Origin of the sequence: Gilvimarinus sp. DA14, assembly GCF_024204685.1 — a bacterium.
In the GTDB taxonomy this organism is placed as follows: Bacteria; Pseudomonadota; Gammaproteobacteria; order Pseudomonadales; family Cellvibrionaceae; genus Gilvimarinus.
Window position 1 is genome coordinate 2,446,938 of the sequence record NZ_CP100350.1, and the last position, 26,905, is coordinate 2,473,842.

The following is a 26,905-nucleotide window of genomic DNA, read 5'->3' on the forward strand; positions in this document are numbered from 1 at the left end:
CACGCGGTAAAAACCCTAAGTTTAGTTAGGGTTAGGGTGTTTAAAAGTGAGCATTACCCGTCGCACGGGAATTGTCGTCTAACTAATCCATTCCCGTGGGCAAGCCATCAATACTTTGCCGGTTTTTCTGCTGCCAGTATTCCTTGATACCTTCTTCGCCTTTATTTTCAGCCCACTGATTTAATTGCTCGCGCTCGCCACGGTAATCGAAAAAGGGCACCGCCATACCGCAGGAGGTTTGCACCAGATCGACCGCAACATCAAATATTTGCCGCGCACCCGGCAGCGGGTTGAAGTGGGCGTAAAGAGTCGCCCAATCGGCATCGTCCGGGTGTATAACTCGCGCGCTTCCGTACAGGCGCAAAATCATCGGCGCACCTTCAAAAGCACAAAACATTATGGTCATGCGAGGGTTTACACGAATGTGGGCGGCGGTTTCATTACCCGAGCCAGTAACGTTGAGCCAAATGACCCGGTTGGCATCCAACACGCGCAGTGAATCCATACCCTTGGGTGAAACATTGACCCGGCTGTCATCGCTCGCGGTGGCGACAAAAAAGAGTTGTTGACGATCGATAAAATTCGCCAGTTCTGTACTTATTGTTTGGTATTGGCGTCCCACTTGCCACTCCTGCTTGCAGAAATTTTTACTTATAAAGCGCTGAGGTTTTTTAATCCTTTTTGCCACTGGGCGGTAATATCAAAGTACCAGGTAAATTCTCGCCCGGTGACCGGCTCTTTGACCTCCATAATATCGAAGGCGCGACCATTGTCGCCCTCGCTTAACGCCTGACCGATGATCTCCAGCCCCTGAATTTGAATAAACGCCTGCAGCTCGGGGGTACTGGTGCAAAAGAAGGCCTCGGCCTCGCTGGTACCATTGCCCGAGGACCAGATGGCCTCCATCAGGCCGTCTAGTAATATCTGATGAAAACTGCTGGCATCGCTGTCGCCCAGCATTTCTTCGCACACCATGGCGGCATAGTGTGCGGAGAGGCTAATAAAGTTGCTGTCCAGAATGGTTTGGGCGTGGCGTTGGCAAGTGTCCCAATCCTCGGTACCCATAGCTTCAAACATCACCTGCGACAACACCAGTTCGGGCCCCGTGTAGGGCTGGTAGTAACTGGTTTGTACATAAATTTCCCGCAGGCTGATTAAATCCGGCAGGGTAGTGTGTGTGCTGACACTATCGACCAGCTCATGGTAGGTGACATCTGCCTGGGTGCGACTGTGATCTTCTGTTGGAGTGCTACTGCAAGCCGCCACTAACAAAAATACTACCGCCAATCCTATTGCGCGCATCGTCCGACTTTGGCCTCTTCCTTTTCGTTAATGCCGTGAAGCGGCCAGCATAGCACGAGCGCCGGGAAAAAAGCTGACTCAGCTCGCGTTAACACAGCCACAAAGAGCAAGAGATATGCATTGCACAAGTAAATAAGAATAGTTTGTATTACAATGCGCCATCGAGTGAACAAATCAACACAGTGGTAACTGACATGCGTTCTTTTATGCTGCGCCTGCACCGGTATATGGGGCTGACCATTGCGGTCTTTCTGGTAATTACCGGCCTGACAGGGGCAATTATTTCCTGGGATCACGAGCTGGACGAATGGCTCAACCCCCACCTGAACGAGACGCACACGGAAGGCACCCCCATTGCGGCCACCGAGCTGGCCGCAATGGTTGAAAAGGAATTTCCCAAGGTAGAAGTCACCTATTTTGAGCTAGACCCAGAGCCCGGCCACTCGCAATACTTTTGGGTGGCGCCCCGGGTCAACCCGCAAACCGGGCACTTGTACAAACCTGAGTTTAACCAGGTGTATGTGGACCCGGTCAGCGGCGAAATTATGGGCAAGCGCCTGTGGGGCCAGGTGTGGCCTATTACCGGCGAGACGTTTATGTCTTTCCTGTACAAGCTGCACTTCAGTCTGCACATCCCCGAGTTTTTCGACATAGACCACTGGGGTATTTGGCTACTGGGCGTAATCGCACTGATTTGGACCTTTGACTGTTTTGTGGGTTTTTACCTCACCTTGCCGCGCAACAAAGGTCGCGAGCGCAAAAACGGCCGCGGCTGGATGAGCCGCTGGGCACCAGCGTGGAAAATCCGCCGCACCGCAGGGCCCATACGTTTTAACTTTGATTTGCACCGCGCCCTGGGCCTGTGGACCTGGCTGCTGCTGTTTATCATTGCCTTTACCGCCTTCTCGCTCAACCTGTATCGCGAGGTGTTTTTTCCGGTGATGTCCATGGTGTCGGATGTAACGCCATCGCCGCTGGAGGAGCGCGTGCCCAACGACCACGACGAGCCCATTACACCGACACTGACTTTCAGCGATATCGAGACTCTGGCACGCACCGAGGGTGATGCCATCGGCTGGACTCAGCCCGTGGGCTCTATTTGGTACGCCCGCGAGTGGGGTATGTACCGGGTAGAGTATTTCGCCGGTGGTGACAGCCACGGCTCGGGCGGCGTGGGCCACGAAGCCCTGTTCTTTGATGGCCATACCGGCGAAGTACTGGGCGATTTTGTGCCCTGGGAAGGCACGGCCGCCGATATTTTTGTGCAGGCGCAATTCCCCTTGCACTCGGGCCGTATTCTCGGCTTACCCGGTCGCATTTTAATTTCCATTATGGGTATCGTGGTGGCCGCACTCAGCATCACCGGGGTGATTATCTGGTGGCGCAAAGTGAAGGCAAAAGAAAAGCGCATTGCACAAATGCAAGCCGAGGCGCAGCCTGCTACCGCCTCTTAAACACCGATAAAGGCCAGCTTAGCTGGCCTTTTTTGTGGGCATAGACAAGCGGACTTTCAAACGCAAAGTTTACGCGCTATTTTTACTGTTCACCCGCGCGGCAAAGGAACTTAGCCATGCCATATAGCCCAGGTACTAACCTTTTACGTCGTCTCGCCATGGGCGTAGCCTTTAGCATGAGCACCTCACTCGCCTGCGCCCAAACCACCGGCGACGCGAGTACCGAGGCAAATAAAGAATCCCCCTGGCTGCTGGTACCCAAAATCAGCAGCAACCCCAAAATTGGCACTTCGGTGGGCGGCGTGGGCGGTTACCTGTTTCAGCTCGATAAAGAGTCCACCGCCTCAATGGCGGCGCTGATGGCCAACTACAGCGATACCGACTCGGTGACCGCCTCGGGATTTTTTAAAGGCTTTTGGGACGGCGACAGCAAACGTTTGATTGCCGGCGTGGCCGGAGGAAAAATTCGCAACGATTACGAAGATTACCTGGGCACCGGTCAGGAAGTCTCCACCACCGATGACATGAAATTTGCGTTTGTGCGCTACCTGCAAGAGGTACACAAAAACTGGTTTTTGGGCGGTCAGGCGGTCTACACCAATTACTACATCGACGGCGAAGGTTTACTCACCAATGAAATTTTCTCGCTGCTGGGTCTTACCGGTTATACCTCGGGTGGGGTGGGCTTAACCGCTATGTACGATAGCCGCGACAATCAGAACTCACCCCTTCGGGGGATGAACCTGAACCTTAGCAACATCGCCTACCGGGAAAATTTAGGGGGTGATCAGGACTTCGACACCTACCGGTTGCAGTTTAAACACTACTTACCCGTGGGCGCCAAATCGGTCTTTGCCTACCGCGCGGTGGGCCGCTGGAGCGATGATGCCCCAACAGGCGCTTACTCAAGCGTGACCCTGCGCGGCTACACTCGAGGCCAATACCTGGCGCCTAACTCGGTGATGGCCGAGGGCGAACTGCGCTGGAACCTCACCGGCAAATGGGGGCTGCACCTGTTTGGCGGTGTGTCTTGCCTGTATGGCGACGACAAAAGCTGCGGCGACAGTGAGAATATTTACACCAGTGGCGGTGTGGGTGGCGAGTATATGCTTAAGCCCTCGCAGCGCATGGTAGTCTCGGCTGACTATGCCGTGGGCGAGGGGGATAACCAGGGGTTTTATTTACGCTTTGGTCAGGCGTTTTAACGTTTTACGTTAGTTTACCTGCCCACATTCAACTGCCAACACAATTCACTGGTCTACACAGGCAACTTTTCATTAGGAGTTGTCTATGCCTCGTTTATTGCTTTGCAGCCTTACCGTGCTTCTTACCGCCTGCGCCAACGGCCCGGATCGCGAGCCACCGCCCATGGAACATAAGCTTCATACCAGTATTTACGACAACGGCTCGAAGCTGTTTGTGTTCCAGATGTTACGTGCCTCTGGGCCGGATGGGGCTAGAGAAGGCGCCGGGCCGAGGGGCGGCGGCCATGGCGGGCCGCCACCGGGCGGTGGCCGCGGAGGTAAACCCGGCAAGGGGCCAGCCCCGGACAAAATGCTCACGCAAGCCCACGAGGCCTTAGCACTTACGCTGGCAGAAACCGGCTACTGCCGCGAGGGCTATATGACGCTGGAAGAAAAAACCGACCGCGGCCAGCTGGCCATTCGCGGTGAGTGCACCGAAACCGCGACCGAGGCGGATAGAGAAGAATTCGGCAAGAGCAAACTGCCCCTGTGGTACTAAAGCCGCCGAGTTGCTCCAACGCAAAATCGTACTCAATCGAAAAGATGTGCTTATTCGGGCGGTCTAATAAAGTGTTTTTTCGGCATTAACCTGCCATTCGTTAAACGGCCGCTCGCTCTGGGGCGCCTCAATATGCTGAAAGGGAATCTGCCGCTGTGCTAAAGGCTGGGAGACCTCGCGGTAGATAAGCGAGTCATCAAAACCCGCCGCGGCTGCCTGATCGCGGGTTGCGGCGAAGTAAACGGCATCGAGCCGCGCCCAGTATATGGCGCCCAGGCACATGGGGCAGGGTTCGCAACTGCTGTAGAGCGTACAGCCCGTCAGTTGGTGATCGCCCAGGCGCTCGCAGGCTAAACGAATGGCTGCCACTTCGGCGTGGGCCGTCGGGTCACAGCTGCCGGTAACCTGATTACTGGCCTCGGCCAGCACCTGCCCGTCTTTAACAATCACCGCGCCAAAGGGACCGCCGCCACTGGCAGCAGACGCCGCCGCCAGTTCGATACTGCGGGCTATAAAATCATTGTGATTCATCAGCGGCCTATTAAGTGAGACAGCTGCTCGGCTTTGGCGCCGTCGTTATCCACAAAGCGCAGCTGGATTTTTACCAATCGGCTATCGGGGCGCGCCTCGGCGGCCTGCAGGCTGTGGGTGTAAGCGTTAAGTTGCACCGTCTCGCTGCCGTCCTCAGTGCCAATATCCACCACCACCTGGTCGAATAACCCCGGCAAACCATTGTCTTTGGCAATAGCCGCCGACAGCACCTGTAAATTTACATCGCGAATTACGCAGGCGACGGGCGGCTTGTTGCTGTCAAAGCGCAATTGCGCGCGCAATTTTTTCGCCTTGGTTTTCACCTCGGGAGCAGAGGCGGGCACTTCGGCACTGCCGCTGGTCAGCACATCTACCGAGCCGAAGGCGTGACCTTTTGCCTGGGCTTGTGCCTGGCCCGCCCCCTTGCCCGGCGGGCCGGGGAGCTTGCCGATTTTTTGCAGTTGCTTAAACACTTTGCGAATCAGCTCTTCAGGGGTGAAGGGCTTGGTGATGTAGTCCGTCACCCCCGCCTGCACGGCTTTAACCACGTGAGCGCGATCGCCCCGGCTGGAAATCATAATAAATGGGGTGGCCTGGTAGCGGGCATCTTCGCGCAGGCTGCGCAGCAACTCTTCACCACTGAGGTTGGGCATTTCCCAGTCGGACAAAATTAAGTCCATGGTTTGCCCCTTGGAAGCGGCCAGTGCCCGGCTGCCATCGGGCGCTTCGTATATCTCTACACCGGGCAGTTTGTCGCGCAGGTGCTTTTTCACCATATCGCGGATAAAGCTGGCGTCATCGGCCACAAGTATTCGCAGTGCCATTGCCGGCCCTCTGTTGATATTGCGTCAAATTTCTCCCTAACAGAATAGCCGACTTTGGCGCGTCATTTATTCTTTACGGGTAAATACCCATTCTCGCTCTTTGGACAGCTCGGGCGCAAAGCCGTAGCCATCTACATCAAAGCCTTTTAGGTCTTCGGCCGATGTGAGGCGATTTTTAATAATATAGGCGCTCATTAAACCGCGCGCTTTTTTGGCGTAAAAGCTGATGATTTTGTACTGACCATTTTTCCAGTCTTTAAACACCGGGGTAATAATATCGGCATTCACCTGCTTGGGTTTAACCGCTTTAAAGTATTCATTGGAGGCCAAATTCACCAGGGTTTTGCTTTTGTTCGTGGCCAGTTGGTCGTTCACCGCGTTGGTAATAATGTCGCCCCAAAACTGGTACAGATTATCGCCGCGCTGGTTATTAAACTTGGTGCCCATCTCCAGCCGGTAAGGCTGAATCAAATCCAGCGGCCGCAGCAAACCATAAAGACCCGAGAGAATGCGCAGGTGCTTTTGCGCAAAGTCAAAATCCCGCGCTTTGAAAGTCTCGGCAGCCAGCCCCGTATAAACATCGCCCTGAAACGCCAGCGCCGCTTGTTTGGCATTGGCCTGGGTGAAAGGTGTTTTAAAGGCGTGGTAGCGATCGAAATTCAGCACCCCCAGCTTATCGGAGATTTTCATCAGCCCGGAGACATCCGCCGGCGACAGCTCGCGCAGCTCTTTAATTAGGGCGCGCGAGTCTTTGAGAAAATCCGGCTGGGTAAACTTGTCGGTGACCGCCGGGGTGTCAAAATCCAGCGTTTTCGCCGGAGAAATCAATATCAGCATAGGTAAAAACTCGGTTTACTCGGGTTTGAGAATGTCCTGCCACCAGTTAAGCGGGGTGACACCGTCGGCCGGATCATAGACATTGCCGTACAGCCACATGGCGTTATCGCCGTTGATGGGATTAAACACCTCTTCAATGGCGCTAAAACCGCAGCTGACGTGAATGGTGTAAATCAACATGCGCGGGGTTTCAAAATCCAGCTCACCGCCCAGTTTGGCCACCGGGCCGTTCAGTTGATCGGCCAGTGCGGTGGTGTCGGTTTTACTGTAAACCCGCACGCTCAGGTTGCCGCTGTGCTTTACTATTTCAAATTCGCGCTTGTCGTTGTCGGCCTTGATTACATCGCCACCGGCCAGGCCTTTGACAAACGCCGGTGAACGCACCAGCTGTACCGTGTTGTCGGGCAGGACTTTAACCGGCAGTCGCTCTACCATGGGCTGACCATCGGGTTTAAGGCCGGCGAACAGTTCTATCGCTTGCAGTGATTCCATGTATCCTCTGTGCGGGTAAAATGCGGCATTATAAATGCTTAAGCTATCGCTTGAATAATCTTAGCGAGAGCGTCAAGAGTTATAACAACATAAGGAGTCGGTTGTGAAATTGCTTCATTCAATAGCGTTTATTGTACTGGCGGCCGCGCTGGCCACAGGCTGCAGCGTCAACCCGGTTACCGGCAGCAGCGAACTGTCGCTGATGTCGCCCGAGCAAGAGGTCGCCATTGGCGAACAGCAGTACGAGCCCAGCCAGCAGTCACAGGGCGGGCGCTATGTGGTGGACCCGGACTTAAATGTCTACGTCAATAACGTGGGGCAAAAGCTTGCCCGAGTAAGCGACCGGCCCGATTTGCCCTACGAGTTTGTGGTACTCAACAACAATGTGCCCAACGCCTGGGCGTTGCCCGGTGGCAAGATTGCCATTAACCGCGGCTTGCTGGTACTGCTGGATGACGAGTCTGAGCTGGCAGCGGTGCTGGGGCACGAAATTGTCCACGCAGCCGCCCGCCACGGTGCCCAACAGCAAACCCAGGGCACCCTGCTGAACGTGGGCCTGATGGCCGCCGGGGTAGCCCTGGCCACCCAGGACCACGAAGCCGCCGGCCTCGCCGTAGGCGCTTTAGGTGTGGGCGCCCAGGCCTGGCAGGCCCAGTATGGTCAGCGCCAGGAATTGCAGGCGGATAAATACGGCATTGAGTACATGGTACGCGCCGGTTACGACCCCCAGGGCGCGGTAGAATTGCAAAAAACTTTTGTAAAATTGTCCGAAGGTCAAAGCGCTAACTGGATGGAAAGCTTCTTTGCCAGTCACCCGCCTTCGCAAAAACGGGTTGAAGCCAACCGCGAAATGGCCGCCGAGAACCCCGGCGGGGTACGCAACCGGGCCGAATACCAAGCCGCTATTGCGCAACTGAAAGAAGACCAGAGCGCCTACAAAGACTATCAGCAAGCGCTTAAAGCCATGAGCGAGGAAAACTACAGCGAGGCGCGCCGTCTGGCGGACAAGGCCGTAAAAGCCCAACCCAAAGAACCTCTGTTTTGGGAGCTGCAGGGGCGCCTGGAAGCCCAGCAAAAAGATATGGACGGCGCCGCCAACGCCTTTAGTCGTGCCATCAGCGCCAACCCCGAGTACTTCCGGCCCTATGTCTATCGCGGCATGGCCTACAAACAGCTGGACAAGCCGCAAGAGGCCGCCGCTGACTTCCAACAGAGCATGAATTTGCTGCCCACCCAAATCAGCGCCTATTACTTGGGCGAGTACGCCATGGAAAACGGTGATCGACAAAAAGCCATTCAATATTTTCAAATGGCCGCCCAGGGCGATGGCGAAATCGCCAAAGCGGCTCAGGCTAAGTTGCAACAATTGCAGCAGCAGGGGGGCTGACCCTGCAATTCAGCGCAAGCGCCCGTTATAATGGGCGCTTTGCTTTTCGAGCCGATAATAATAACCCCATGACTGAACACCCCAGCAAGTCCCTTACTCCCGCCATAGTTCGCCACTTGGATGTCATTACCGAATGGACCGGTCGCGGCTGCGCGTGGCTGACGTTACTTATGGTGCTCGCCACCCTTGCCGTAGTGCTAGTGCGCCGCTTTCTCGGTCTGGGCTCTATTGGCCTGCAAGAGTCGGTTATTTATATGCACGCGGCGGTGTTTTTGCTGGGGGCGGGTTATGCGCTTAAACACTCTGAACAAGTGCGCGTGGATATTTTCTACCGCCGTTTTACGCCCCGCACCCGCGCCTGGGTAGACGCCCTGGGCACCTTGCTATTTTTACTGCCGCTGTGCGTATTTACCGCCGCTATCAGCTGGTCTTACGTGCTGGGCTCTTGGCAGGTGGGAGAAATTTCCACCGACGCGGGCGGCTTGCCGTTTGTCTATTTGCTTAAATCGCTGCTGCTGTTGTTCTCAGCCAGTTTACTGCTCGCGGGGCTGGCGGAATTTGGCCGCGCCCTGGCGACCTTGGTCTACGGCGAGCAAAGTAAAGGAGCAGCCCGTGATTGAATTGCTGCCCATCATTATGTTCGCGGTGGTATGCCTGGCGCTGATGCTGGGCTATCCGGTGGCCTTTACCCTGGCTGGGGTAGCGCTACTGTTTGCCGGCGGCGGTATTATCGGCGGGGTGTTCGACCCGGCGCTGATGCTCACCTTCCCCAGCCGGCTGTACGGCATTATGAGCAATTACACCCTGGTAGCGGTACCACTGTTTGTATTTATGGGCGTAATGCTGGAAAAATCCCGCCTGGCCGAAGAGCTGTTGGGCAATATGGCAAAGGTTTGCGGCCGGTTACCGGGCGGCTTAGGGCTGTCGGTGATTCTAGTGGGTGCACTGCTGGCCGCCAGCACCGGTATTGTGGGCGCAACAGTGGTCACCATGGGGCTGATGTCACTGCCCACCATGCTGCGTCACGGCTACAACCCCTCTTTGGCAACGGGCACCATTTGCGCCACCGGCACCCTGGGGCAAATTATTCCACCCTCCATTGCGCTGGTACTGCTAGGCGATGTGATCTCCAGTGCCTACCAACAGGCGCAGCTGCGTTTGGGTGTGCTCAACCTGGATACCGTATCGGTGGGCGATTTATTCGTCGGCGCGGTGGTGCCGGGTTTGCTGCTGGTGTGCCTGTATATGTGCTATGTGCTCGGTAGCGCCTGGCTCAAACCCGAGCAGGCGCCTCGGGTGACGATAAGTGAAGAAGACGAAGCGGTATCGCGCACCCGCCTGCTGCTGTCGCTGGTGCCGGTGCTGGTGCTTATTACCCTCGTCTTGGGCTCGATCTTAGGCGGCATTGCCACCCCCACTGAGGCCGCTGGCGTGGGCGCCGCCGGTGCGATGGTGTTGGCCGCGCTGAAGAAGCAGCTGACTCTGGCACGGCTGCGCGAGGTAATGACAGCCACGGTGCGCATTAGCGCGATGATTTTTACCATCTTGATCGGCGCCTCGCTGTTTTCGTTGGTGTTTCGCGGTTTTGGCGGTGAAGAGCTGGTACACCATTTGTTCTCCCAGCTGCCCGGCGGCGTGGTGGGCGCGGTGTTGGTGGTGATGCTAGTGATATTTCTGCTGGGCTTTATTCTCGACTTTATCGAAATTACTTTTGTGGTAGTGCCCATTGTTGGGCCGGTGCTACTGGCCATGGGAGTGGACCCGGTATGGCTGGGCATTATGATCGCCATCAACCTACAGACCTCGTTTTTAACCCCGCCGTTTGGCTTTGCCCTGTTTTACCTGCGCGGCGTCGCCCCGGACTCTGTGCCCACCGGCGCAATTTATCGCGGCGTGGCGCCGTTTATTGTCTTACAATTACTGCTACTACTGGCGCTGGCAATCTGGCCGGGACTGGTAACCTGGTTATAACGTCCATTCGCTATAACCGGAACTGGCTTCGTATTTGCCTGTCGTTACTGCGGTAGCATTGATACGCCACTCATTCAGATAGATAGAAGGTAAGCACACACATGGCCATGCACGGTCTGGACGACGACCCCACGCCCAACGGCGAATTAACCCTGCAAACACTTTCCATGCCCGCCGACACCAACCCCTATGGCGATATTTTTGGCGGCTGGTTGATGTCGCAAATGGACATCGGCGGCGCCATTCTGGCGCAGGACATAGCCCGTGGCCGCGTTACCACCGTCGCCGTAGGCAGTATGGTGTTTCTGCGCCCAGTACCTATTGGCGCCACTGTGAGCGTCTACGCCGAGCAAGTGGAAGTCGGACGGTCATCTATCCGCATAATGATTGAGGTGTGGATTAAGGATCACCGCAACGGTGAAGTGGCGAAAGTTACCGAAGGCGAATTTGTCTATGTTGCCATTGACGACAATGGTCGCACCCGCCCGGTGCAGCGTTAACCCTTCGGCACAAAGACAGTGACAAAAAACGCGCATTTAGCGGCGCGTTTCTCACAGTTCTTAACCGCGCGGGCGGGCTTTCTCTGGTAGCTTATACTCACGTTTACCGGTAAGCGACAGGACGACACTTTATGCTGCAGGACAACCGCCAGGGCTACGGCCTGGTAAGCATTACCATTCACTGGGTCAGCGCTCTCGCCATTGTTTTTCTGTTTGGCCTCGGCCTGTATATGACCAGCCTTAGCTACTACGAACCCTGGTACCACAAAGGCCCGACGCTGCACGTCAGTATCGGCCTGCTGCTGTTTGCACTGACGCTGCTGCGCGTTTTGTGGCGCCTTGTTAGCCCCAAGCCGGCCGCACTACCCAACCACACCCCGCTGATGCGTCTGGGCGCTAGCGCCATCAAAATTCTGCTGTATGCACTGCTTTTCACCCTGCTGATTACCGGCTATTTAATCAACACCGCCGAGGGCAAAGGCGCAGAAATCTTTGGCCTGGTTACCATACCCGCCGTGATCGAACTGGGCGCCGACAGCGTAGATCTCGCAGGCACAGTGCACCTTGTTTTTGCCTGGGCAATTATTGTTCTGGCATCTATACACGGCGCGGCGGCACTGCTGCATCATTTTGTGCACCGCGATAAAACTTTAGTACGTATGTTAAAACCCACTGGGGCTCGTTCAAACTAGCAAGCCCATCAAGGAGATAGATATGCAAGCGATTAAAACTCTGAGCAAAACCTTTGCCGCCGCTGCGGTATTAACTGGCGCGAGCTTAACCGCAAGCCAAGCTCTGGCAGACGAGTATGTCATTGACACCAAAGGCGCCCACGCCGCCATCAACTTTAAAATTAAGCATTTGGGTTACAGCTGGTTAACCGGCCGCTTCAACACATTTAGCGGTGACTTCAGCTACGACCCCGCCGATGTTGCCGCCAGTAAAATATCGGTTACCATCGACACCACCAGCATCGACAGTAACCACGCCGAGCGCGACAAACACCTGCGCGGCGGCGACTTTTTAGAAGTGAGCAAATACCCGGAAGCCAAATTTGTCAGTAAAAGCATTACCGACATTGACGATGACGGCGAAGAGTTCGACGTAGTGGGCGACTTAACCCTGCACGGGGTGACCAAAGAAATCACCATTGAAGTCGAAAAAGTCGGTGAAGGTAAAGACCCCTGGGGCGGCTACCGCGTCGGCTTTGAAGGCGAAACCACCATTATGCTGAAAGACTTTGGTATCGACTATGACCTGGGCCCGGCCTCACGCTCGGTTGAGCTGGAACTGCATGTGGAAGGTATTAAGCAGTAGGTTAGAGAGTCTGACGTCGGATGTCTGAGGTCAGATGCGGCTGTACGGTGAACGGTGAACGGTGAACGGTTCAGCTTAAAACTCAGCCAGCCTTCGGGCTGGCTTTTTTGTGTCCGCTGTAGACAATAGCGCCATAATGTTAAATATCCCACCCCGCTTTCTTGCGCCTACTCCGAGCGTCTTCTACTATACTCCCGCAAGGCTTATGTTGACACGACTGCGCCAGGGACCCACGCAATTCATCTCAGAAACAATATCCCCCCGAGGGATTTCCCTTCGCGTCATAGACTGACGACCCATTCCAAAACCTTGCCATAGGTAGCACAGCCGTTTGTTTACCCAAAGACAGCTTGAAACTAAAGCCATTTATAAATCGATGCGATTTTATTAGGTGACGCTCTAAACAGACCAGTAGGAAGGAACTCTATGATCTCTTTAATCTCGCTGCGAATTAACCCTCGCATTATTGCCACCTCCATACTCACCGCCGCACTGACCTTGCCCTTAACTTTGCAGGCCAATGACACAGTCCCCGTCACCGATGAAAACTTTGCCTACGCCATGACTGACTTGGCGATGCAGAAAGAGTTTGTACAGGGCGCCGACAACGCCTGGAACCACCATCGCAAACCCATGCCGCTGGACGAGCAGCCCGCCCCGCTGATGAACCGCGACACTCTGTACTCGTTTGCCATTCTCGACGGCCGTGGCGATGTGGCCATCACCCTGCCGGAAAACGATGGTCGCTATATGTCGCTGCACGTTATGAACCACGACCATGTCACCAACCGTGTGCTCTACGGCCCCGGCCGCTATGTGCTGCCGGCCGACGAGACCTCCAACTTTTACTACGCCAATGTGCGTATGCAACTGGACGCCAGCGACCCGGCCGATGTGGCCAAGGTCAACGGCTACCAGGATCAACTCAAAGTCGAACATTTAAGCGGCTACCAACCCGAATCCTTCCAGGTAACCAACTGGAACATGGAAGACTTTACGAAGGTGCGCAATAAGTATGTAGAAATTGCGCAGAAGGAAGGTGTTCTCGGCACCATGGGCACGGTGGAGCACCCGGTATCACTGGAAGATCGCAATCGCGGCGTCTCCATTGCCACGGGACTGCTGCCCGATAAAGACGCGGTTTATTTTACCGAAAAACACGAAGTGGAGATGGGCAAAGTCTATAAAGCCACCTTTAAGGTGCCGGAAATGGCCAACCCCGATCTCGGCTTTTTCTCCATCACCATTTACGGTGAAGACCAGCACCTGAAAACCGACCAGGGTTCTATCATCAACAACAAAACCATTGAGCTGAACCCCGACGGCAAAACCTTTGATGTGTGGTTTGTCCCCGAAAGTGAATTTGGCAAAGGCACGTACAAAAACGAATTTATTATTCCCACTGCACCTTTTTGGACTTGCTTCCGGGTTTATATGCCGGGCGGCCAGGTGCAAGAGGGTAAGTACCCGCTTCCCGAGTTGATCGAGCAAGCGCACTAAGTCGCTCTTGGTTCTACCACCCGGAAAATTGAATGGATTAACGTAAAAGGGGATTTCATTATGAAAATACGTCACTTATCTAAAATCAGCCTAGCGCTGCTCACGGGCCTGATGTCCGTCGACGCGCTGGCAGAGGAAGAGCGCGCCGGGGTAACCGCGCCGCAATTATCTTTGCCCTATTCAGAGCAAAAATACCGGGGCGATATCGGCACCACCTACCTGAACTCAGACCCGGCCCAGTTTCCTAAACAAGTCGCCGCGCCAGAAGGTGCCCCCAATGTTCTGGTAGTGCTATTAGATGACGTGGGCTTTGGTCAGTTTTCGGTTTCCGGGGGCGGCGTGCCCGCACCCAGTATGGAAGAGCTGGCCGAAAAAGGCTTCTTTTTCAACCGCTTTCACACCACTGCCGTATGTACCTCTACCCGCGCCGCGTTGTTGACCGGACGCAATCATCACGTGTCAGGCAGCGGTAACATTACCGAGGTAGCCACGGGTTACGATGGCTATACCGGTATTATTCCCAAGGATACCGCCACCTTCGCCGAGATCATGCGCCTAAACGGCTATATCACTTCGTGGATTGGTAAAAACCACAACACCCCCACCTACGAAACCAGTGAAATGGGGCCTTTCGATCACTGGCCTAACAACCTGGGCTTTGATTATTTTTACGGCTTTATGGCCGGCGATACCAACCAGGTACGCCCCTGGCTGTATGAAAACCAAACCCCGGTGGGGCATCAAACCGATGACGATTACTACTTAAGCGTCGACCTTGCCGACAAGTCGATTGAGTGGCTGCAACAGGCCGAGGCTATTCAACCCAACAAACCCTGGATGATGTACCTGGCCCCAGCGGCGACTCACTCGCCCCACCAAGCGCCCCGTGAACTGATTGAAAAGCACAAGGGTCGTTTTGACGGCGGCTGGGACAAATACCGTGAAGAGACGTTTGCGCGGCAGAAAAAAATGGGCATCATTCCCAAAAACACCCAGCTGACCGAACGCCCCGACAGCTTGCCCGCCTGGGACAGCTTAAACGCCGACGAGCAAAGACTGGCCGCCCGCATGATGGAAGTGTTTGCCGCCTATGGCGAGCATGTCGACCAAGAGGTGGGCCGCGTATTGGATTTTGTTGAGTCCATGCCGGATTCCGACAACACTTTGATTGTCTACATTATTGGTGACAATGGCGCCTCTTCGGAAGGCGGTATCCCCGGTACCCTGAACGAAAACGCATTTTTCAATGGCGTGCAAATGCAGACCGAAGACATGATGCCCTACATCGATGAAATCGGCACCGAGAAACACTTTAACCACTTCCCTGCCGCCTGGGCCCATGCAGTGGATACCCCGTTCAAGTGGGTGAAGCAGGTAGCCAGTCACCTGGGCGGTACCCGCAACGGCATGATTGTCAGCTGGCCGGAAAAATTCGACGACGGCGGTGAAGTGCGCAGCCAATTCACCCATGTGATTGATGTGGCCGCCACCATTCTCGATGCCGCCGGTATCGAAGAGCCTCGCAGTGTAAACGGTATTGCGCAAAAACCCATTCAAGGGCGCAGCTTCTTAAGTGTGTTGGAAGACGAGGATGCCGAAGAGATTCGCACCAGTCAGTACTTTGAAATGTTCGTTAACCGCGGCATGTACAAAGACGGCTGGTGGGCCGGTTCACGCTCGTTCGATCCCTGGAACCCGATCCGCAACCAGTTCAATCCTCTTGAGGCCGAGTGGGAACTCTACAATCTGGACGAAGATTTCTCTCAGGCCAACAACCTGGCGGACGAAAACCCCGAAAAACTCGATGAGATGATCAAACTCTGGTGGGCCACTGCTGCCTCCAATCAGGTTCTGCCGCTGGACTGGCGCGGTTCGGAACGCTTTAGCGCCGAGCTGATGGGCAAACCCAATCTGGCCGCCGGTCGTTCCGAATTTGTTTATCCCAAACCTTTAGTTGGGCTACCTGAAGCATCAGCGCCTGATCTTAAAGGCAAGTCATTTACCATTACCGCCGAGGTCTCAATTAAAGATAATGCCAGCGGCATGATCTTTACCCAGGGCGGCAACACCGGCGGCTGGGGCTTTTACATGCTCAACGGCAAGCTTGCGGCAACTCACAATTACATTGATATCGCCCGCTACACTGCCACGAGCGACGAGCCCATTTCTGCCGGTGATCACAAACTGATGCTGAAGTTTGAATACGACGGCAAAAAAGGTGAAGTGGGTAAAGGCGGTTTCTTGACCCTCTTCGTCGATGGTAAAAGAGTCGCCACGGCCGAGGTAAAGAAGACGGCACCCATGAAATACTCACTGTCGGAAAACCAGGACATTGGTACCGACACGGGCACTCCGGTTACCTACGACTACCGCACACCGTTTGATTTTGAAGGTGAGCTGAAAGAGGTTGTGGTGAAACTGGACAGCTGATAACTGTTTGCCCATTAAGCCAGCCTGCGGGCTGGCTTTTGGTATCCGTGAAAACAAATATTTTATTTAGTCTCAGGCTTTGGCAAAAGCTTGCGCTTTAACCACACCTGCGCAGGCTTTTCTACCCAGCGCCAAATCAGCCACGAGACCAGCAACATAAACGCCAGCACTCCGGCTATCAGAACCCAAGCTGGCACATAGGTATGCCAGGCGTTAAACATCATAAACCCAACGTTTTCGTGCAATAAATATAAAGGGTAGGTGAGCACACCCAGGTAATAAAACCGTGGGTCGCGCAGCAGACCGTTTTTACGTAAAGCCACCAGCGCTAAAAATGCGTAAAACAGTAAGGTGGCGCCAGCGACAATCCAGGCTTTAAATTCTACCTGATAAAAGTCCGTTAAAATCTGCGCAAACACCTGGTTCTGGCGCACACAAAAAATAATGCTGAGCAGTACCAGTAAGCCATAGCCCCAGTTAAAACCGTGTAGTCGAATTAAATAGAGTACGCAGCCGCAGGCAAAGTAGCCCGCCCAATGCGGAAAGCCCGCAACAAAGGTTGCTACGCTTGTCGCCAGCGAAGTGCTCAAGCCAACAATAGACCCCGCTAACACCACGCCACAAAACCAGGGTAAAAAGCGAATCCAACGCAGCCAGACCATAATCAGCACCAGCGCGTAGAATTTAAGCTCCATCCACAGCGTCCAGTAAACCCCATCCACCAAAGGGACATCCAGCCCACTTTGCAGCATAGTCAGGTTAATGAGCACATCGGTCCAGGGTAGCTGAAACGCCTCTTGGGAAAACATCACCGCCGCTCCAGCGGTTAGCAAAACGCACAGCCAATAAGCTGGGTAAAGTCGGATAAAGCGCGACAAAACAAACTTGCGCGGTTCTCCATCCTTGGCGCTGAGCAAAATGACAAAGCCGCTGATAATAAAAAAGAAGTTAATACCCAAGTACATATAGCGGCTGTACTCGCCAAAGCATTCGGTGCGTGGCTGCGGGGCAAAGTCGAGCATCCAGCCCACAAAGGTGTAGTGGAATAACACCACTAAAACAGCCGAAATAAGACGCAGCAAGTCTATTTCGTAAAATCGGTTACCTTGCATTTATTGTTCTCCAAAAGACGCGCAAAGGCAAAGTGTAGAGATACTTATCCCGGCCAGATAGTTAATATCAGTAAAACAGCGTTAATTTTGTAACTTTATATTTCTACATCGCCTGGAGCCTAGGTAAATCGACGTATAGACAGCAACTTTCCCTGTACCTATGCTCCTTCCATGTATCTGGCAACGAGACCGCTATGAGAATCGGCACCATACAGTCCATTTGGCGTTATCCCGTAAAAGGTATGGCCGGTGAATCAGTATCCCAGTGCCGGCTTGATGCCACCGGCCTGCAAGGTGACCGGCAGTGGGCGGTGCAAGATATCAAGCGCCGAGAGATCCAAAGCTGCAAGTTTCGCCCCGAGCTACTGCGCTGTCGCGCGCAGACTGACGTGAACGGTGAAATCAATATTACCTTTCCCAGCGGCGAAGTTTTAACGTGTGACGACCCACAAACGAGCCAGCTTATTTCCCAACTGGTTGGTTACGACAGCCAGCTGCAAGCGCTTCGCCCGGCGGCCGATAGAGACTTTTATCGCCGTTTTAAAAAAGACGATCACACTTGGCTGAAAGAGTTAAAATCCACCTTCGAGCGCGAAGACGGTGAGCCACTGCCAGATCTCGATAACCTGCCGCCAACCATGCAGGAGTTTGTCTCCTTACTCGGTACATTCTTTTTAGTCTCGCCTTTTCACTTGCTCACCACCGCCAGCTTGAATCATATGGCCTCTCTCAACCCAAACGCCGATTGGCACATCGAGCGCTTTCGCCCCAACCTTGTTGTGGCGACAGAAGCGGGAATAGAAGGCTTAGCCGAACAAAACTGGGTTGGTCATAAGGTGCAGATTGGCGCGTGCACCATCGAATGCAACGCCGAGGCGCCTCGCTGCGGCGCAGTGATAAGACAACAGAGCGAGCTGGAAGCGGACAGCCAAGTGCTGCGCAGTATTGTGCGCGATGCTAATCAAAACCTTGGTGTTTACGGTGAGATCATTAAACCCGGCCACATTCGTTGCGGCGATACTGTCACTCTACTGGAAAAATCATAACCAGTTTCATCTGTATGTGGCATGCAGCGCCAACACTTTAATATAGTTTCTTCACTATTGCCGACCCTCCACCCTTAGCCTAGTATGTACCCAAGGCAAACGTTAGGACGACGACGCCAGGGAATTCGCTTCGCACAAAAAGTTCAAGTGTAAGCGAGAAACACCTCCATATGCGTAGTCCTACGTGTTCAGTAATCAACCTGGTTTTTGCAAACCCGGTCAGCGCCTCAAAGCAGGTAGCGACATGCACACCCTGGGCATTAATACTCAGCGCAGGCAATAATTCGCTCACCCCTATGACTACCGAAGGATTATGCAGTACGGGATCTTTGGTAATTGCGCAGTCGAATAATAGCTAACAGAATCAAGGAAAAGGGAACTTGGATGAAGTTATCGACAATACTTTGCACACTCTCCGTGTCGCTATGGTCCGTGGCTGTAACAGCTCAAACAACCGTACCGAATATATTTGTTAACGGTACAGTCGCCGATGCTGACGAAGTCAACGAGAATTTCGAGGCTCTGGCCAATGCAATAGATGGCATTCCGACTGGGGTAAGCGGGCCTGCAGGGCCAGAGGGACCAGAAGGGCCGGAAGGACCGCAGGGACCAGAAGGACCGCAGGGGCCAGAAGGTCCACAGGGGCCAGAAGGACCGCAGGGACCAGAAGGGCCGCAGGGAGCCGCTGGGGCAACAGGCGCCACTGGCCCAATTGGACCACCTGGACCGACGGGGCCCGCAGGCCCGGCCGGAGCTGATGGAAGTGATGGAGCGCCCGGACCAACAGGACCAACAGGACCAACAGGACCAACAGGACCCTCAAATGGTTATGCTGCACGCTTGTCAATCGATCCCAGCGCTACAGTAAGCCTGCAAACCACACCCACCGCCGTAGTAGCCGTTACCCTGCCGACCGGTGAATACATAGTCTCTGGAAAATCCACAGTGCGATATTTTGGCAATATTGACGATGAAGGCACGGTGGTTTGCTACCTCACACCAGAAGCTACAATCACTGGCACCGATGACATACTCGACTGGTCCCATCTGAAATTTACCTCTACAGGTACAGGCGCCGAACAGACCACAGTACCTGTAATGGCGGCAATCTCAATTACCGCCGATACAACGATCACCTTAGGGTGTTTACAACAGGGCTCGACCGGATCTAGCCAGGCACTTTATGCCTACCTGACGGCGATAAGAGTGGGTGATCTTGATGTCCAGTAGTGTCAGCTCTGTGTTAACGAAAATACCGCCCATTCGGCGTTACTTCTGCTTCACCAAACGTCGTTTATGTGGCTTAAGGCTTTTACTAATAATTTCGCTAACTGTGCCTTTGCGCGTTAGTGCCGGCAACTGGGGCGAACCTTGGGGCGGGTTTCTATGGGGCCCAGAAGTTAGAGCGGCGATAAAGTCTTTGCCCATCGACAATCCCTTGATGCTGATCAGTGTCGCTGTTTTTCTTGTTTTAATCGGCCTGCGAAAAATTCGCAAAAATATGCCCGAGAAAAATAAACGGTAAGCCGTGGAACAGTGCGAGCCGTCTCTTACCTATTGCAAAAAACGAGACTTAATGGATTAATCAGGGAGTTAGCTCCATGAGCAAAATCATTTTAGGCCCTCTGCTGGGTTTGGAGGGAAACCATCACTACAGCGTCTGTGTACTTACCGAAACGGATGTAGAACAGCTAGACATTCTATGCGATGGGCAAACGGTATCCGCGCATTACATTGACTGCAAAGCCGGACGTTTCTGGCGTGCCGAATTAAACCCTATTAATGCGAATAAAGGCACATCCGGACATTTTGCCGCATACCAGGTTTTGCTGGACGGCCAGCGCAGTGGCAATTTCACCCAACAGGACCAGTGGCAGTTTTATGTGCCGGGCAAAAAAGAAGCGCCGAAGATCGCCTATACATCCTGCAATGGTGTCTCAAAGCAGGATCAGTTTAATAAATTGGATGAACCTTTTTCCCTCTGGCAGAAAATGCAACAGCAGCACCAGGAGGAACCCTATTCGCTGCTACTGATGGGGGGCGATCAACTGTATGCCGACGCCCTCTGGGAACAGTCACCGGAGTTAAAACACTGGTCATCTCTGAGTCGCAGCGAGCAAGTTAAGCGCAGCTTCACCAAGGCCATGGCAGCACAAACCGAACGTTTCTACGCCGACCTCTACGCTCAACGCTGGCGCGAACCTCACATGGCCTTCATGCTGGCGTCGGTACCCAGCATAATGATGTGGGATGACCATGATATTTTTGACGGCTGGGGCAGCTTTCCCGAAGACTTGCAACAATGCAATGTGTACCAAGGAGTGTTTAAAATCGCGCAGCGCTACTTTGAGCTGTTTCAAATACGCAGCTGTGGTAATCGTGCGCTACTTAATAATCAAGGCTTGTACTATTCACAGTGCGTAGAATTTCGCGATTACACTATTATCGCTCTGGATCATCGCAGCGAGCGCTCAATCAAGCAGGTGATGAGTCGCGAGCACTGGAATGACTGGCTTTCCAGGCTGGATAAAATAACAAAAGGCAAGCTGCTGCTAATGTCAGCCGTTCCCGTGGTGTACCGCGACTTTGCATTTGTTGAATGTGGCTTTGATATCACCCCCTGGCAGGAAGAGTTAACCGACGACTTAAAAGACCATTGGCGAGCCCGCGAACACGAAGGTGAACGCAGCCGCTTGATTATGCGCTTGCTGCAAAATGCCAAAATTCGCCACAACCAAAACGACGGCCCCGCCGCGCGCACCATTATTCTCTCGGGCGATGTGCATGTTGGCTGCCTGGGCGTTATTACCGAGCGGCACAAAAAACACACCCTGCGAGTGCATCAGGTTGTCTCTTCGGGGATCGTGCATCCAGCCCCCAGTTATATTCAGTGGCTGGGCATTACTTCGGTGACCAATGATAAAATTGAATACTTAAATGAAGATCGCACGATCAGCGCGGAAATACTGAAACCCGTGGGGTCCGATAAATACATTCGCGCGCGTAACTTTGTCAGCATTCAATGCGGCAGCGACGGCAAGGAGTGGGTCAACTGGATTGTTGAAGGAAAGGACACCCCCGAGTTTCCCATTGACTAGCCCTAGTAATGAAATTTCTCAGGTATAAAAAAGGCCGACAAAACTATTGTCGGCCTTTTTTGTTGCATAACTAATGTAGTCCTGTTCGTCGCAAATTATTGACGCAACATCAGCCACTGCTGATTGTGACCACCAGCGCCCTGCCACTGAACTATATTGCCACCATTTTCGGTACTAAAGCCATAAACATCCAGAAGCTTATTGCTTAGGTTCGACTCAATTTCAACAATATTGCCGCTGACATGGTTCAGGCGCCATTTCTGACCGGGCCCACCCCAGTACTCCCACTGTGCGATATTGGCACCGTCTGCCGAGCTCTGCTCCCACACATCCAGGCTCTTTTGGCTCCAGGCGTTAATCAGACTGTAGGTACCGGTACCGTGATCCACCAGATACCACTTTTGATGCAACCAGTCGTTAAAATCATACTGCACAACACTGGTGCCATTGTCAGTCACAGCGCCTTCAATTTCCATTGCCTTACCGCTGTGACGCGACTGCAGCTGATATAAACCTTCACTGTAGCCACCGCAACTGTGGATAGAATTAAAGTTGCTGGTCATAGTGGGCCAGCCATTTACAAAATCCATACGCTGAATATCCAGCTTGGCGGCGCCATTATCGTTCAGATCATAGTAGTGAGTGGTGGTGTAGTTGCAGCCATCTTGTTTAATAATACCAACGTGCCCGGGGCCTTTACGGTTACCGCTGACATTGGGCATTAAATTGCGCTCACCGGTATAGGGGCCAAACACGCTGCTTGAGCGCGCCACCTGTACCTGATAGGTACTGTTCACGCCCTGGCAACAGTTGCCACGGGTGAAAAACAGGTAGTAGTAATCGCCATTACGAGTGATGTAGGGCGCTTCAATGGATTGATGTCCGCCGCCAAAAATATGCTGTACCGAAGAGGCCAGCTTACCGGTACTGGGGTTAATTTCGGCAACGCCAAGACCGCCAAACCAAGAGCCGTAAGACATATACACACGGCCGTCGTGATCGCGAAACAATGCCGCATCGATAGCGTTGATTTCATTGTTGCCGCCGTAGGACTGAACTACCGGCCCCAGATCCTGCCAATTGGGATTTTTCAACGACTCAGTGCGCGCGACACCAATCGCAGAGCGCGAGCTACCGAAGGTAGATACCGAGTAGTACAGATAATAGTGATCGCCCATCTGAATAATATCGGGCGCCCAGAAATGGCCGTCAAAGCCGGGCACCGCATCGTTAATCCAGCTGGGCCAGCCACTGCCAAAAACAGTTCCCGGGTTACCCCAGTTCACCATATCGGTCGAGCGGGAAAACCAAACGCCATTACCGGTCGTGAAATGGAAATAGGTGTCGTCATCTTTGACCAGAGTAGAAGGATCGTGAGAGTTGGTAATACCGCCCAGATTGAGGGCACTGGCAATACTGCTGCAACCGATCAGACTGAAGATACCCACACGCAAGGTTTTACGTGCGATATCACGCATAGAGTGGAACATAAACAAACCCTTTTATGATTATTGGTGGTTTTGTCGTCCATAACATTTTGTATTATTGTCCTACAATTAACCATAACAGGTATTTACGTTTCTGCCTAGCCGGGTATACCTGTTCCCCGGACCGGCAAAGCGGTTACCAGCCCGGGTTTAAGCGCGAACAGGTGACTTAAAGCTCCTCCCAGTAGAACACCTCTTCCAGTGACACCCCGAACTCGCGAGCAATACGAAAAGCGGTTTCCAGGGTGGGTGAATAGCGGCGCTGCTCGATAGCCGCCACGGTTTGCCGGGTAACGCCCACAGCGTCACCCAATTGCGACTGCGTCATCGGCCCGCGCGCTTCACGCAACTCGCGCACCCGATTGCCTATAGGTAATTTCTTCGCCATTACAGACTCGCGTAGCGGAAGTAAAAAATTTGCAGCAGGTATTCCGCCACCTGGCCGATAATCAAACTGGCAAAAACGCTGTAAAACAACAAATGTCCGCTGTAGGTAAACAAATACACCAGCAGCGACAGCATCAACAAAAACCCCATGACCCGTCCGGCCTGGCTCTCTGCGCGGTCGGCTATTTGTTTCTCGCGCTCATCCACTGCGGCATTGGCCTCTTTCGGCGCCATCAGCGCCGCTGCGATATGACCGACGATTGCGATAACTACCAGCACCACGGTGTAAACCACCAATGTTGGTAGCAGCGGAGGGGCCAAGCCCTCGGCGGTGGAGAGTGTTAATACACTGTAAAAATACAGTGCAGCTGTAAGCATCAATGCCAGCAGCATGACCCAGGCGGACTTTTCTTGAAATGACATACTCTTTCCTCATGTTAAGTATTCTTAACATCGAAGAGTAGAGCGATTTTTAGCCAATGTCAAACATTTTTAACATTTGGCGTTTGTAATGCTTACAGGTTTTTCGCCAGCTTAAGAATACGGCGCGGGTCGTAACCTCGTACCACCTCGCCGTTTATTACCATCAGCGGCACGCCGCGCCCCTCCAGCGCCTGATAATCGCGCTCGCCCTTCACAGACTTTTCAATATCGTATTCGGTGTAGGGGATATTGTGCTCGCGCAACAGCTCACGGGTTTTCTTGCAGTAGCCACACCAGCTGGTGGCGTAGAGAATGGTTTCACCGCCGTAGCCTTCAACCTTCTCGCCCTCGGGCGCAAAAGGGTTGGGCACCCAGCCCACTTTCATTAAGACGGCAGCGGTCAAAATCAAAAAGAAGAGTTGTTTCATATCTTTCCCTGATTGTTATTGGAAGTTCAGTTAAGTAAAAAACCAGTAGCCCAGCAAGGTGGCGGCAATAATGCCAGCGCCATCGGCGAGCAGAGCACAGGCCAGTGCGTAGCGAGTGTGGGTAATGGCCACTGCCCCGCAGTATACCGCTAATACGTAAAAGGTCGTTTCGGTACTGCCTTGGTAGGCCGAAGCCAAGCGACCGGCAAAAGAGTCAGCGCCATAGGTTTCCATGGCTTCGATCATCAGCGCACGCGAACCCGAGCCGGAAAAAGGCTTCATTATCGCAGTGGGCAGGGCATCGACAAAACGGGTATCGCCGCCGCAGTAAGCCACCAAAAAGCGCAAACGCTCTAGCAGTAAATCCAGTAGACCCGAGGCGCGTAACAACCCCAGCGCAAACAGCATAGCAACCAGATAGGGAATAATACCGACGGCGATAGCAAAACCGTTTTTCGCTCCGTCGATAAACGCATCGTACATTTTGACGCGGCGTTTAAAACCGTAAGCGAATAGGCCCGCGATTAATGCCAGCAGGGTTAGATTGCCCACCAGTGCCGATCGTTTGCCAATTTCGCCATCGTCCACACTGGCGGCCAGCAGGCCACCCAAAATCACGGCAGCGCCAACAAAATAGGCCAGTACCACCGGCGACCAGAGCCTTAGTTTTTGTATCCAGGCGACGGTTAACAAACCCACCAAGGTGGAGCAGCTGGTGGCCAATAAAATGGGTAGAAACACATCCGTGGGTGCAGCCGCCCCCAGCTGGGCGCGATACACAAATACCGTGGTGGGTATTAGCGTCACCGAAGATGTGTTGATCACCAAAAATAAAATTTGCGCGTTGCTGAGTACTGCGGGAGTTTTGTTGTGCACCTGCAAATCGCGCATGGCCTGAATACCGGCCGGTGTGGCGGCGTTATCCAACCCCAGCATATTGGCCGCCATGTTCATGCTGATACTGCTAATGGCTTTGTCGCCTCTGGGGACCTCGGGCATCAGGCGGCTAAACAGCGGCGCCAGGGCGCGCGCCAGTTTTTCGCTCAGGCCGCTGACATTGGCAATTTCCATCAGCCCCAGCCAAAAACACATGACGCCAATCAGGCCCAGGCAGATTTTAGTGGCAAGCTCGGCCATATCAAATAGTGAGGCCACCAGTGCCTCGGCCACATCGGCCTGGCCCAACAGGCTAGCGCCTATGCCCCACAGCAGAGAAATAAAAATCAGCCCCGCCCAGATTTTATTTAGCAAAATCGTCCCTTACAGCGTTAACGGTTATGGCGATCAGTATACAACGGCGGCATGGGCGGGAAAGCACCGCCGCCCGCAGAACACGGGGGCGGTTTACGTTTTACCAACTAGTTAAACCTGCGAACGCACACTGGCGCCGCAGGCGCAGCACTGCTTAGCAGTCGAGATTGCTGCCCGGCGTTACACCCAAAATCTGAGTGAAATCCAGGTACAAGTTAATCCGGCTTTGCACCTGGGCCGGGTGGCCACCATTACACTCAAGCGAACCATTAATGGTACGAATGGTTTCGCCAAAGCCCTGGCCATTTACCATAGACTGATGCGCCGGACGGTAGCCCGCGCCACTTTGGGTCATCCAAAACCAGAGTGCGGTACGCCAAGCAGTCGTGGCATTTTGCGCGACTTGATCGGGGTTGGACCACAAGTCCAAGCCAAGCGCCTGGCCTGCGGTGCAGTAGTTGTAATTCCAGCTCAGCTGAATCGGCCCACGCCCGTAGTAGCGTTTACCCGGCGCGCAAACACCACAGGCCGTAGCGCCACCGGAGCAGTATTCACCTTTGGCGATTTCCTCAATGTAATACAAACCGCCGGTTTCGTGAGAAAAGTTCGCCAGCGCCGCGGCCGCTTCACGTTTTTGTGTGGTGAGGTTGCCCGTGGTCGCAAAGGCCGGAAAGGTAGCCGCCGCATTCACCAAACCCGCATAAGTGTAAAAGCCGTTGCGGTTGGGAAACATCTGATTGAACTGCGCTTCACTCACGATAGAGGAGAAACCGTTACCACCGCCCACGCTTGATGAAGAGCTACTACCATTGTCGCCGGGGCACGAGGGTGTTGGCTCCCAAAACCAGGTACTGATGGTTGGGTCGTAACCCGGGTTATCGTGCTCGGCCAAATAGTAAGAGCCCTGATACAACACCACGTCACCAGCGTAATAAACTTCATTTGATGACCACACTGGGCAGTTTCCACCGCCAGCGGAAGAACTGCTGGAGCTAACAGATGAGCTGCTAGAACTGATAGATGAAACACTGGAACTGACCGATGAGCTGGACGAACTCACAGAAGAAGAACTGCCCGAGCCATCGCAGCCGCCAAGGTCATTCCAGGCGTTGCTCCAGGCCCAACCTTCGCCCGGGGCGTAGGGTCCGCCGATAGAACACCAGCCGCCCACGCTGCATTGATAAGCCGCGTTATTGTTTGTAACCACGGCGCCATTACTGTAGCCGCTGCCATCCACATAAGCGGGCGTGCCCGAACAATTGTAGGCCTGAGCTGAGGCGCTAAAACCTAAAGTCAGCAAAGCTGACACCCATAAAGAGCGTAATTTCATAGTGATTTCCTTTCTGTGTATTAGGAGTTGTTAACCGCTATACATCAGCGAGTTT

27 protein-coding genes are annotated in these 26,905 nt (G+C 53.7%); 14 read left to right on the forward strand and 13 right to left on the reverse strand.

Features of this window, described 5'->3' with window-relative positions; all coding sequences use genetic code 11:
* Window positions 1-82: 82 nt before the first annotated feature.
* Both NHM04_RS10695 and NHM04_RS10700 read right to left on the reverse strand, forming a co-directional pair.
* Complete coding sequence (locus tag NHM04_RS10695; RefSeq protein ID WP_254263785.1) at window positions 83-622, reverse strand: pyridoxamine 5'-phosphate oxidase family protein; 540 nt, start codon at window positions 620-622, stop codon at window positions 83-85.
* 29 nt (window positions 623-651) lie between these two features.
* Window positions 652-1,302 carry a DUF4919 domain-containing protein gene (locus tag NHM04_RS10700; RefSeq protein ID WP_254263786.1) on the reverse strand — a complete coding sequence of 217 codons (651 nt, stop codon included), beginning with the start codon at window positions 1,300-1,302 and terminating at the stop codon, window positions 652-654.
* A gap of 194 nt (window positions 1,303-1,496) precedes the next feature.
* On the opposite strand from NHM04_RS10700, the gene NHM04_RS10705 reads away from it, so the two are divergent.
* From NHM04_RS10705 to NHM04_RS10715, 3 genes are all read left to right on the forward strand, one after another.
* Window positions 1,497-2,756: a PepSY domain-containing protein gene (locus NHM04_RS10705; protein ID WP_254263787.1), complete on the forward strand. Its 1,260-nt coding sequence runs from the start codon at window positions 1,497-1,499 to the stop codon at window positions 2,754-2,756.
* Window positions 2,757-2,872: 116 nt separating this feature from the next.
* Window positions 2,873-3,961 carry a BamA/TamA family outer membrane protein gene (locus NHM04_RS10710; protein WP_254263788.1) on the forward strand — a complete coding sequence of 363 codons (1,089 nt, stop codon included), beginning with the start codon at window positions 2,873-2,875 and terminating at the stop codon, window positions 3,959-3,961.
* A gap of 85 nt (window positions 3,962-4,046) precedes the next feature.
* Complete coding sequence (locus NHM04_RS10715; RefSeq protein WP_254263789.1) at window positions 4,047-4,499, forward strand: hypothetical protein; 453 nt, start codon at window positions 4,047-4,049, stop codon at window positions 4,497-4,499.
* 63 nt (window positions 4,500-4,562) lie between these two features.
* Here NHM04_RS10715 and NHM04_RS10720 read toward each other — a convergent pair whose 3' ends face one another.
* From NHM04_RS10720 to NHM04_RS10735, 4 genes are all read right to left on the reverse strand, one after another.
* Window positions 4,563-5,030 carry a nucleoside deaminase gene (locus NHM04_RS10720; RefSeq protein ID WP_305881941.1) on the reverse strand — a complete coding sequence of 156 codons (468 nt, stop codon included), beginning with the start codon at window positions 5,028-5,030 and terminating at the stop codon, window positions 4,563-4,565.
* Window positions 5,030-5,854, reverse strand: a complete 825-nt coding sequence (locus NHM04_RS10725) for a response regulator (protein ID WP_254263790.1) — start codon at window positions 5,852-5,854, stop codon at window positions 5,030-5,032. Before NHM04_RS10725 ends, NHM04_RS10720 begins: the two co-directional genes overlap by 1 nt.
* A 66-nt stretch (window positions 5,855-5,920) precedes the next feature.
* Window positions 5,921-6,691, reverse strand: a complete 771-nt coding sequence (gene yaaA, locus NHM04_RS10730) for a peroxide stress protein YaaA (protein WP_254263791.1) — start codon at window positions 6,689-6,691, stop codon at window positions 5,921-5,923.
* Between the two features lie 15 nt (window positions 6,692-6,706).
* The gene (locus tag NHM04_RS10735) at window positions 6,707-7,183 is read right to left on the reverse strand and encodes a DUF4265 domain-containing protein (protein ID WP_254263792.1); all 477 of its coding nucleotides are present in this window, start codon (window positions 7,181-7,183) and stop codon (window positions 6,707-6,709) included.
* 103 nt (window positions 7,184-7,286) lie between these two features.
* Between NHM04_RS10735 and NHM04_RS10740 the strand changes: the two genes are divergently transcribed.
* From NHM04_RS10740 to NHM04_RS10775, 8 genes are all read left to right on the forward strand, one after another.
* Window positions 7,287-8,570 carry a M48 family metalloprotease gene (locus NHM04_RS10740; RefSeq protein WP_254263793.1) on the forward strand — a complete coding sequence of 428 codons (1,284 nt, stop codon included), beginning with the start codon at window positions 7,287-7,289 and terminating at the stop codon, window positions 8,568-8,570.
* A gap of 68 nt (window positions 8,571-8,638) precedes the next feature.
* The gene (locus tag NHM04_RS10745) at window positions 8,639-9,190 is read left to right on the forward strand and encodes a TRAP transporter small permease subunit (RefSeq protein ID WP_254263794.1); all 552 of its coding nucleotides are present in this window, start codon (window positions 8,639-8,641) and stop codon (window positions 9,188-9,190) included.
* The gene (locus NHM04_RS10750) at window positions 9,183-10,541 is read left to right on the forward strand and encodes a TRAP transporter large permease subunit (RefSeq protein ID WP_254263795.1); all 1,359 of its coding nucleotides are present in this window, start codon (window positions 9,183-9,185) and stop codon (window positions 10,539-10,541) included. Before NHM04_RS10745 ends, NHM04_RS10750 begins: the two co-directional genes overlap by 8 nt.
* 107 nt (window positions 10,542-10,648) lie before the next feature.
* A complete protein-coding gene (locus NHM04_RS10755; protein ID WP_026286865.1) occupies window positions 10,649-11,041 on the forward strand; it encodes an acyl-CoA thioesterase in 393 nt (130 codons plus the stop codon).
* Window positions 11,042-11,172: 131 nt separating this feature from the next.
* Window positions 11,173-11,733, forward strand: coding sequence for a cytochrome b (locus NHM04_RS10760; protein ID WP_254263796.1), 561 nt, complete (start codon window positions 11,173-11,175; stop codon window positions 11,731-11,733).
* A gap of 22 nt (window positions 11,734-11,755) precedes the next feature.
* The gene (locus tag NHM04_RS10765; protein ID WP_254263797.1) at window positions 11,756-12,358 is read left to right on the forward strand and encodes a YceI family protein; all 603 of its coding nucleotides are present in this window, start codon (window positions 11,756-11,758) and stop codon (window positions 12,356-12,358) included.
* A 426-nt stretch (window positions 12,359-12,784) separates the two neighbouring features.
* Window positions 12,785-13,858, forward strand: a complete 1,074-nt coding sequence (locus NHM04_RS10770) for a DUF1254 domain-containing protein (protein ID WP_254263798.1) — start codon at window positions 12,785-12,787, stop codon at window positions 13,856-13,858.
* 60 nt (window positions 13,859-13,918) lie between these two features.
* Window positions 13,919-16,288: an arylsulfatase gene (locus NHM04_RS10775; RefSeq protein WP_254263799.1), complete on the forward strand. Its 2,370-nt coding sequence runs from the start codon at window positions 13,919-13,921 to the stop codon at window positions 16,286-16,288.
* 62 nt (window positions 16,289-16,350) lie between these two features.
* On the opposite strand, the gene NHM04_RS10780 is transcribed toward NHM04_RS10775, so the two are convergent.
* Window positions 16,351-17,400, reverse strand: coding sequence for an acyltransferase (locus tag NHM04_RS10780; RefSeq protein ID WP_254263800.1), 1,050 nt, complete (start codon window positions 17,398-17,400; stop codon window positions 16,351-16,353).
* 194 nt (window positions 17,401-17,594) lie between these two features.
* Here NHM04_RS10780 and NHM04_RS10785 point away from each other — a divergent pair, with 194 nt between their 5' ends.
* The 3 genes from NHM04_RS10785 (at window position 17,595) to NHM04_RS10795 (ending at window position 21,544) form a co-directional block, all read left to right on the forward strand.
* Window positions 17,595-18,446, forward strand: a complete 852-nt coding sequence (locus tag NHM04_RS10785; RefSeq protein WP_254263801.1) for an MOSC domain-containing protein — start codon at window positions 17,595-17,597, stop codon at window positions 18,444-18,446.
* An 840-nt stretch (window positions 18,447-19,286) separates the two neighbouring features.
* Entirely contained in the window at window positions 19,287-19,676 is a 390-nt protein-coding gene (locus NHM04_RS10790) for a hypothetical protein (RefSeq protein WP_254263802.1), read from the forward strand.
* A 371-nt stretch (window positions 19,677-20,047) separates the two neighbouring features.
* A complete protein-coding gene (locus tag NHM04_RS10795; protein ID WP_254263803.1) occupies window positions 20,048-21,544 on the forward strand; it encodes an alkaline phosphatase D family protein in 1,497 nt (498 codons plus the stop codon).
* Between the two features lie 95 nt (window positions 21,545-21,639).
* On the opposite strand, the gene NHM04_RS10800 is transcribed toward NHM04_RS10795, so the two are convergent.
* The 6 genes from NHM04_RS10800 to NHM04_RS10825 form a co-directional block, all read right to left on the reverse strand.
* Window positions 21,640-23,034, reverse strand: coding sequence for a family 43 glycosylhydrolase (locus NHM04_RS10800; RefSeq protein ID WP_254263804.1), 1,395 nt, complete (start codon window positions 23,032-23,034; stop codon window positions 21,640-21,642).
* A gap of 166 nt (window positions 23,035-23,200) precedes the next feature.
* A complete protein-coding gene (locus NHM04_RS10805) occupies window positions 23,201-23,419 on the reverse strand; it encodes a helix-turn-helix transcriptional regulator (protein WP_254263805.1) in 219 nt (72 codons plus the stop codon).
* On the reverse strand, window positions 23,419-23,841 hold the full coding sequence (locus NHM04_RS10810; RefSeq protein ID WP_254263806.1) for a hypothetical protein: 423 nt from the start codon (window positions 23,839-23,841) through the stop codon (window positions 23,419-23,421). The genes NHM04_RS10805 and NHM04_RS10810 overlap by 1 nt, the downstream gene beginning before the upstream one ends.
* Before the next feature lie 92 nt (window positions 23,842-23,933).
* On the reverse strand, window positions 23,934-24,269 hold the full coding sequence (locus NHM04_RS10815) for a glutaredoxin family protein (RefSeq protein ID WP_254263807.1): 336 nt from the start codon (window positions 24,267-24,269) through the stop codon (window positions 23,934-23,936).
* Between the two features lie 30 nt (window positions 24,270-24,299).
* Entirely contained in the window at window positions 24,300-25,520 is a 1,221-nt protein-coding gene (locus NHM04_RS10820) for a nucleoside recognition domain-containing protein (protein ID WP_254263808.1), read from the reverse strand.
* 154 nt (window positions 25,521-25,674) lie between these two features.
* A complete protein-coding gene (locus NHM04_RS10825; RefSeq protein WP_254263809.1) occupies window positions 25,675-26,850 on the reverse strand; it encodes a glycoside hydrolase family 19 protein in 1,176 nt (391 codons plus the stop codon).
* Window positions 26,851-26,905 lie beyond the last annotated feature (55 nt).

Coding starts and splice junctions, on each gene's coding strand:
- NHM04_RS10710 (WP_254263788.1), top strand. CDS start 2,873: ATGCCATATAGCCCAGGTACTAACCTTTTACGTCGTCTCGCCATGGGC.
- NHM04_RS10725 (WP_254263790.1), bottom strand. CDS start 5,854: ATGGCACTGCGAATACTTGTGGCCGATGACGCCAGCTTTATCCGCGAT.
- NHM04_RS10700 (WP_254263786.1), bottom strand. CDS start 1,302: ATGCGCGCAATAGGATTGGCGGTAGTATTTTTGTTAGTGGCGGCTTGC.
- yaaA (WP_254263791.1), bottom strand. CDS start 6,691: ATGCTGATATTGATTTCTCCGGCGAAAACGCTGGATTTTGACACCCCG.
- NHM04_RS10795 (WP_254263803.1), top strand. CDS start 20,048: ATGAGCAAAATCATTTTAGGCCCTCTGCTGGGTTTGGAGGGAAACCAT.
- NHM04_RS10715 (WP_254263789.1), top strand. CDS start 4,047: ATGCCTCGTTTATTGCTTTGCAGCCTTACCGTGCTTCTTACCGCCTGC.
- NHM04_RS10825 (WP_254263809.1), bottom strand. CDS start 26,850: ATGAAATTACGCTCTTTATGGGTGTCAGCTTTGCTGACTTTAGGTTTT.
- NHM04_RS10800 (WP_254263804.1), bottom strand. CDS start 23,034: ATGTTCCACTCTATGCGTGATATCGCACGTAAAACCTTGCGTGTGGGT.
- NHM04_RS10780 (WP_254263800.1), bottom strand. CDS start 17,400: ATGCAAGGTAACCGATTTTACGAAATAGACTTGCTGCGTCTTATTTCG.
- NHM04_RS10770 (WP_254263798.1), top strand. CDS start 12,785: ATGATCTCTTTAATCTCGCTGCGAATTAACCCTCGCATTATTGCCACC.
- NHM04_RS10815 (WP_254263807.1), bottom strand. CDS start 24,269: ATGAAACAACTCTTCTTTTTGATTTTGACCGCTGCCGTCTTAATGAAA.
- NHM04_RS10765 (WP_254263797.1), top strand. CDS start 11,756: ATGCAAGCGATTAAAACTCTGAGCAAAACCTTTGCCGCCGCTGCGGTA.
- NHM04_RS10720 (WP_305881941.1), bottom strand. CDS start 5,030: ATGAATCACAATGATTTTATAGCCCGCAGTATCGAACTGGCGGCGGCG.
- NHM04_RS10810 (WP_254263806.1), bottom strand. CDS start 23,841: ATGTCATTTCAAGAAAAGTCCGCCTGGGTCATGCTGCTGGCATTGATG.
- NHM04_RS10785 (WP_254263801.1), top strand. CDS start 17,595: ATGAGAATCGGCACCATACAGTCCATTTGGCGTTATCCCGTAAAAGGT.
- NHM04_RS10755 (WP_026286865.1), top strand. CDS start 10,649: ATGCACGGTCTGGACGACGACCCCACGCCCAACGGCGAATTAACCCTG.
- NHM04_RS10745 (WP_254263794.1), top strand. CDS start 8,639: ATGACTGAACACCCCAGCAAGTCCCTTACTCCCGCCATAGTTCGCCAC.
- NHM04_RS10705 (WP_254263787.1), top strand. CDS start 1,497: ATGCGTTCTTTTATGCTGCGCCTGCACCGGTATATGGGGCTGACCATT.
- NHM04_RS10775 (WP_254263799.1), top strand. CDS start 13,919: ATGAAAATACGTCACTTATCTAAAATCAGCCTAGCGCTGCTCACGGGC.
- NHM04_RS10805 (WP_254263805.1), bottom strand. CDS start 23,419: ATGGCGAAGAAATTACCTATAGGCAATCGGGTGCGCGAGTTGCGTGAA.
- NHM04_RS10760 (WP_254263796.1), top strand. CDS start 11,173: ATGCTGCAGGACAACCGCCAGGGCTACGGCCTGGTAAGCATTACCATT.
- NHM04_RS10735 (WP_254263792.1), bottom strand. CDS start 7,183: ATGGAATCACTGCAAGCGATAGAACTGTTCGCCGGCCTTAAACCCGAT.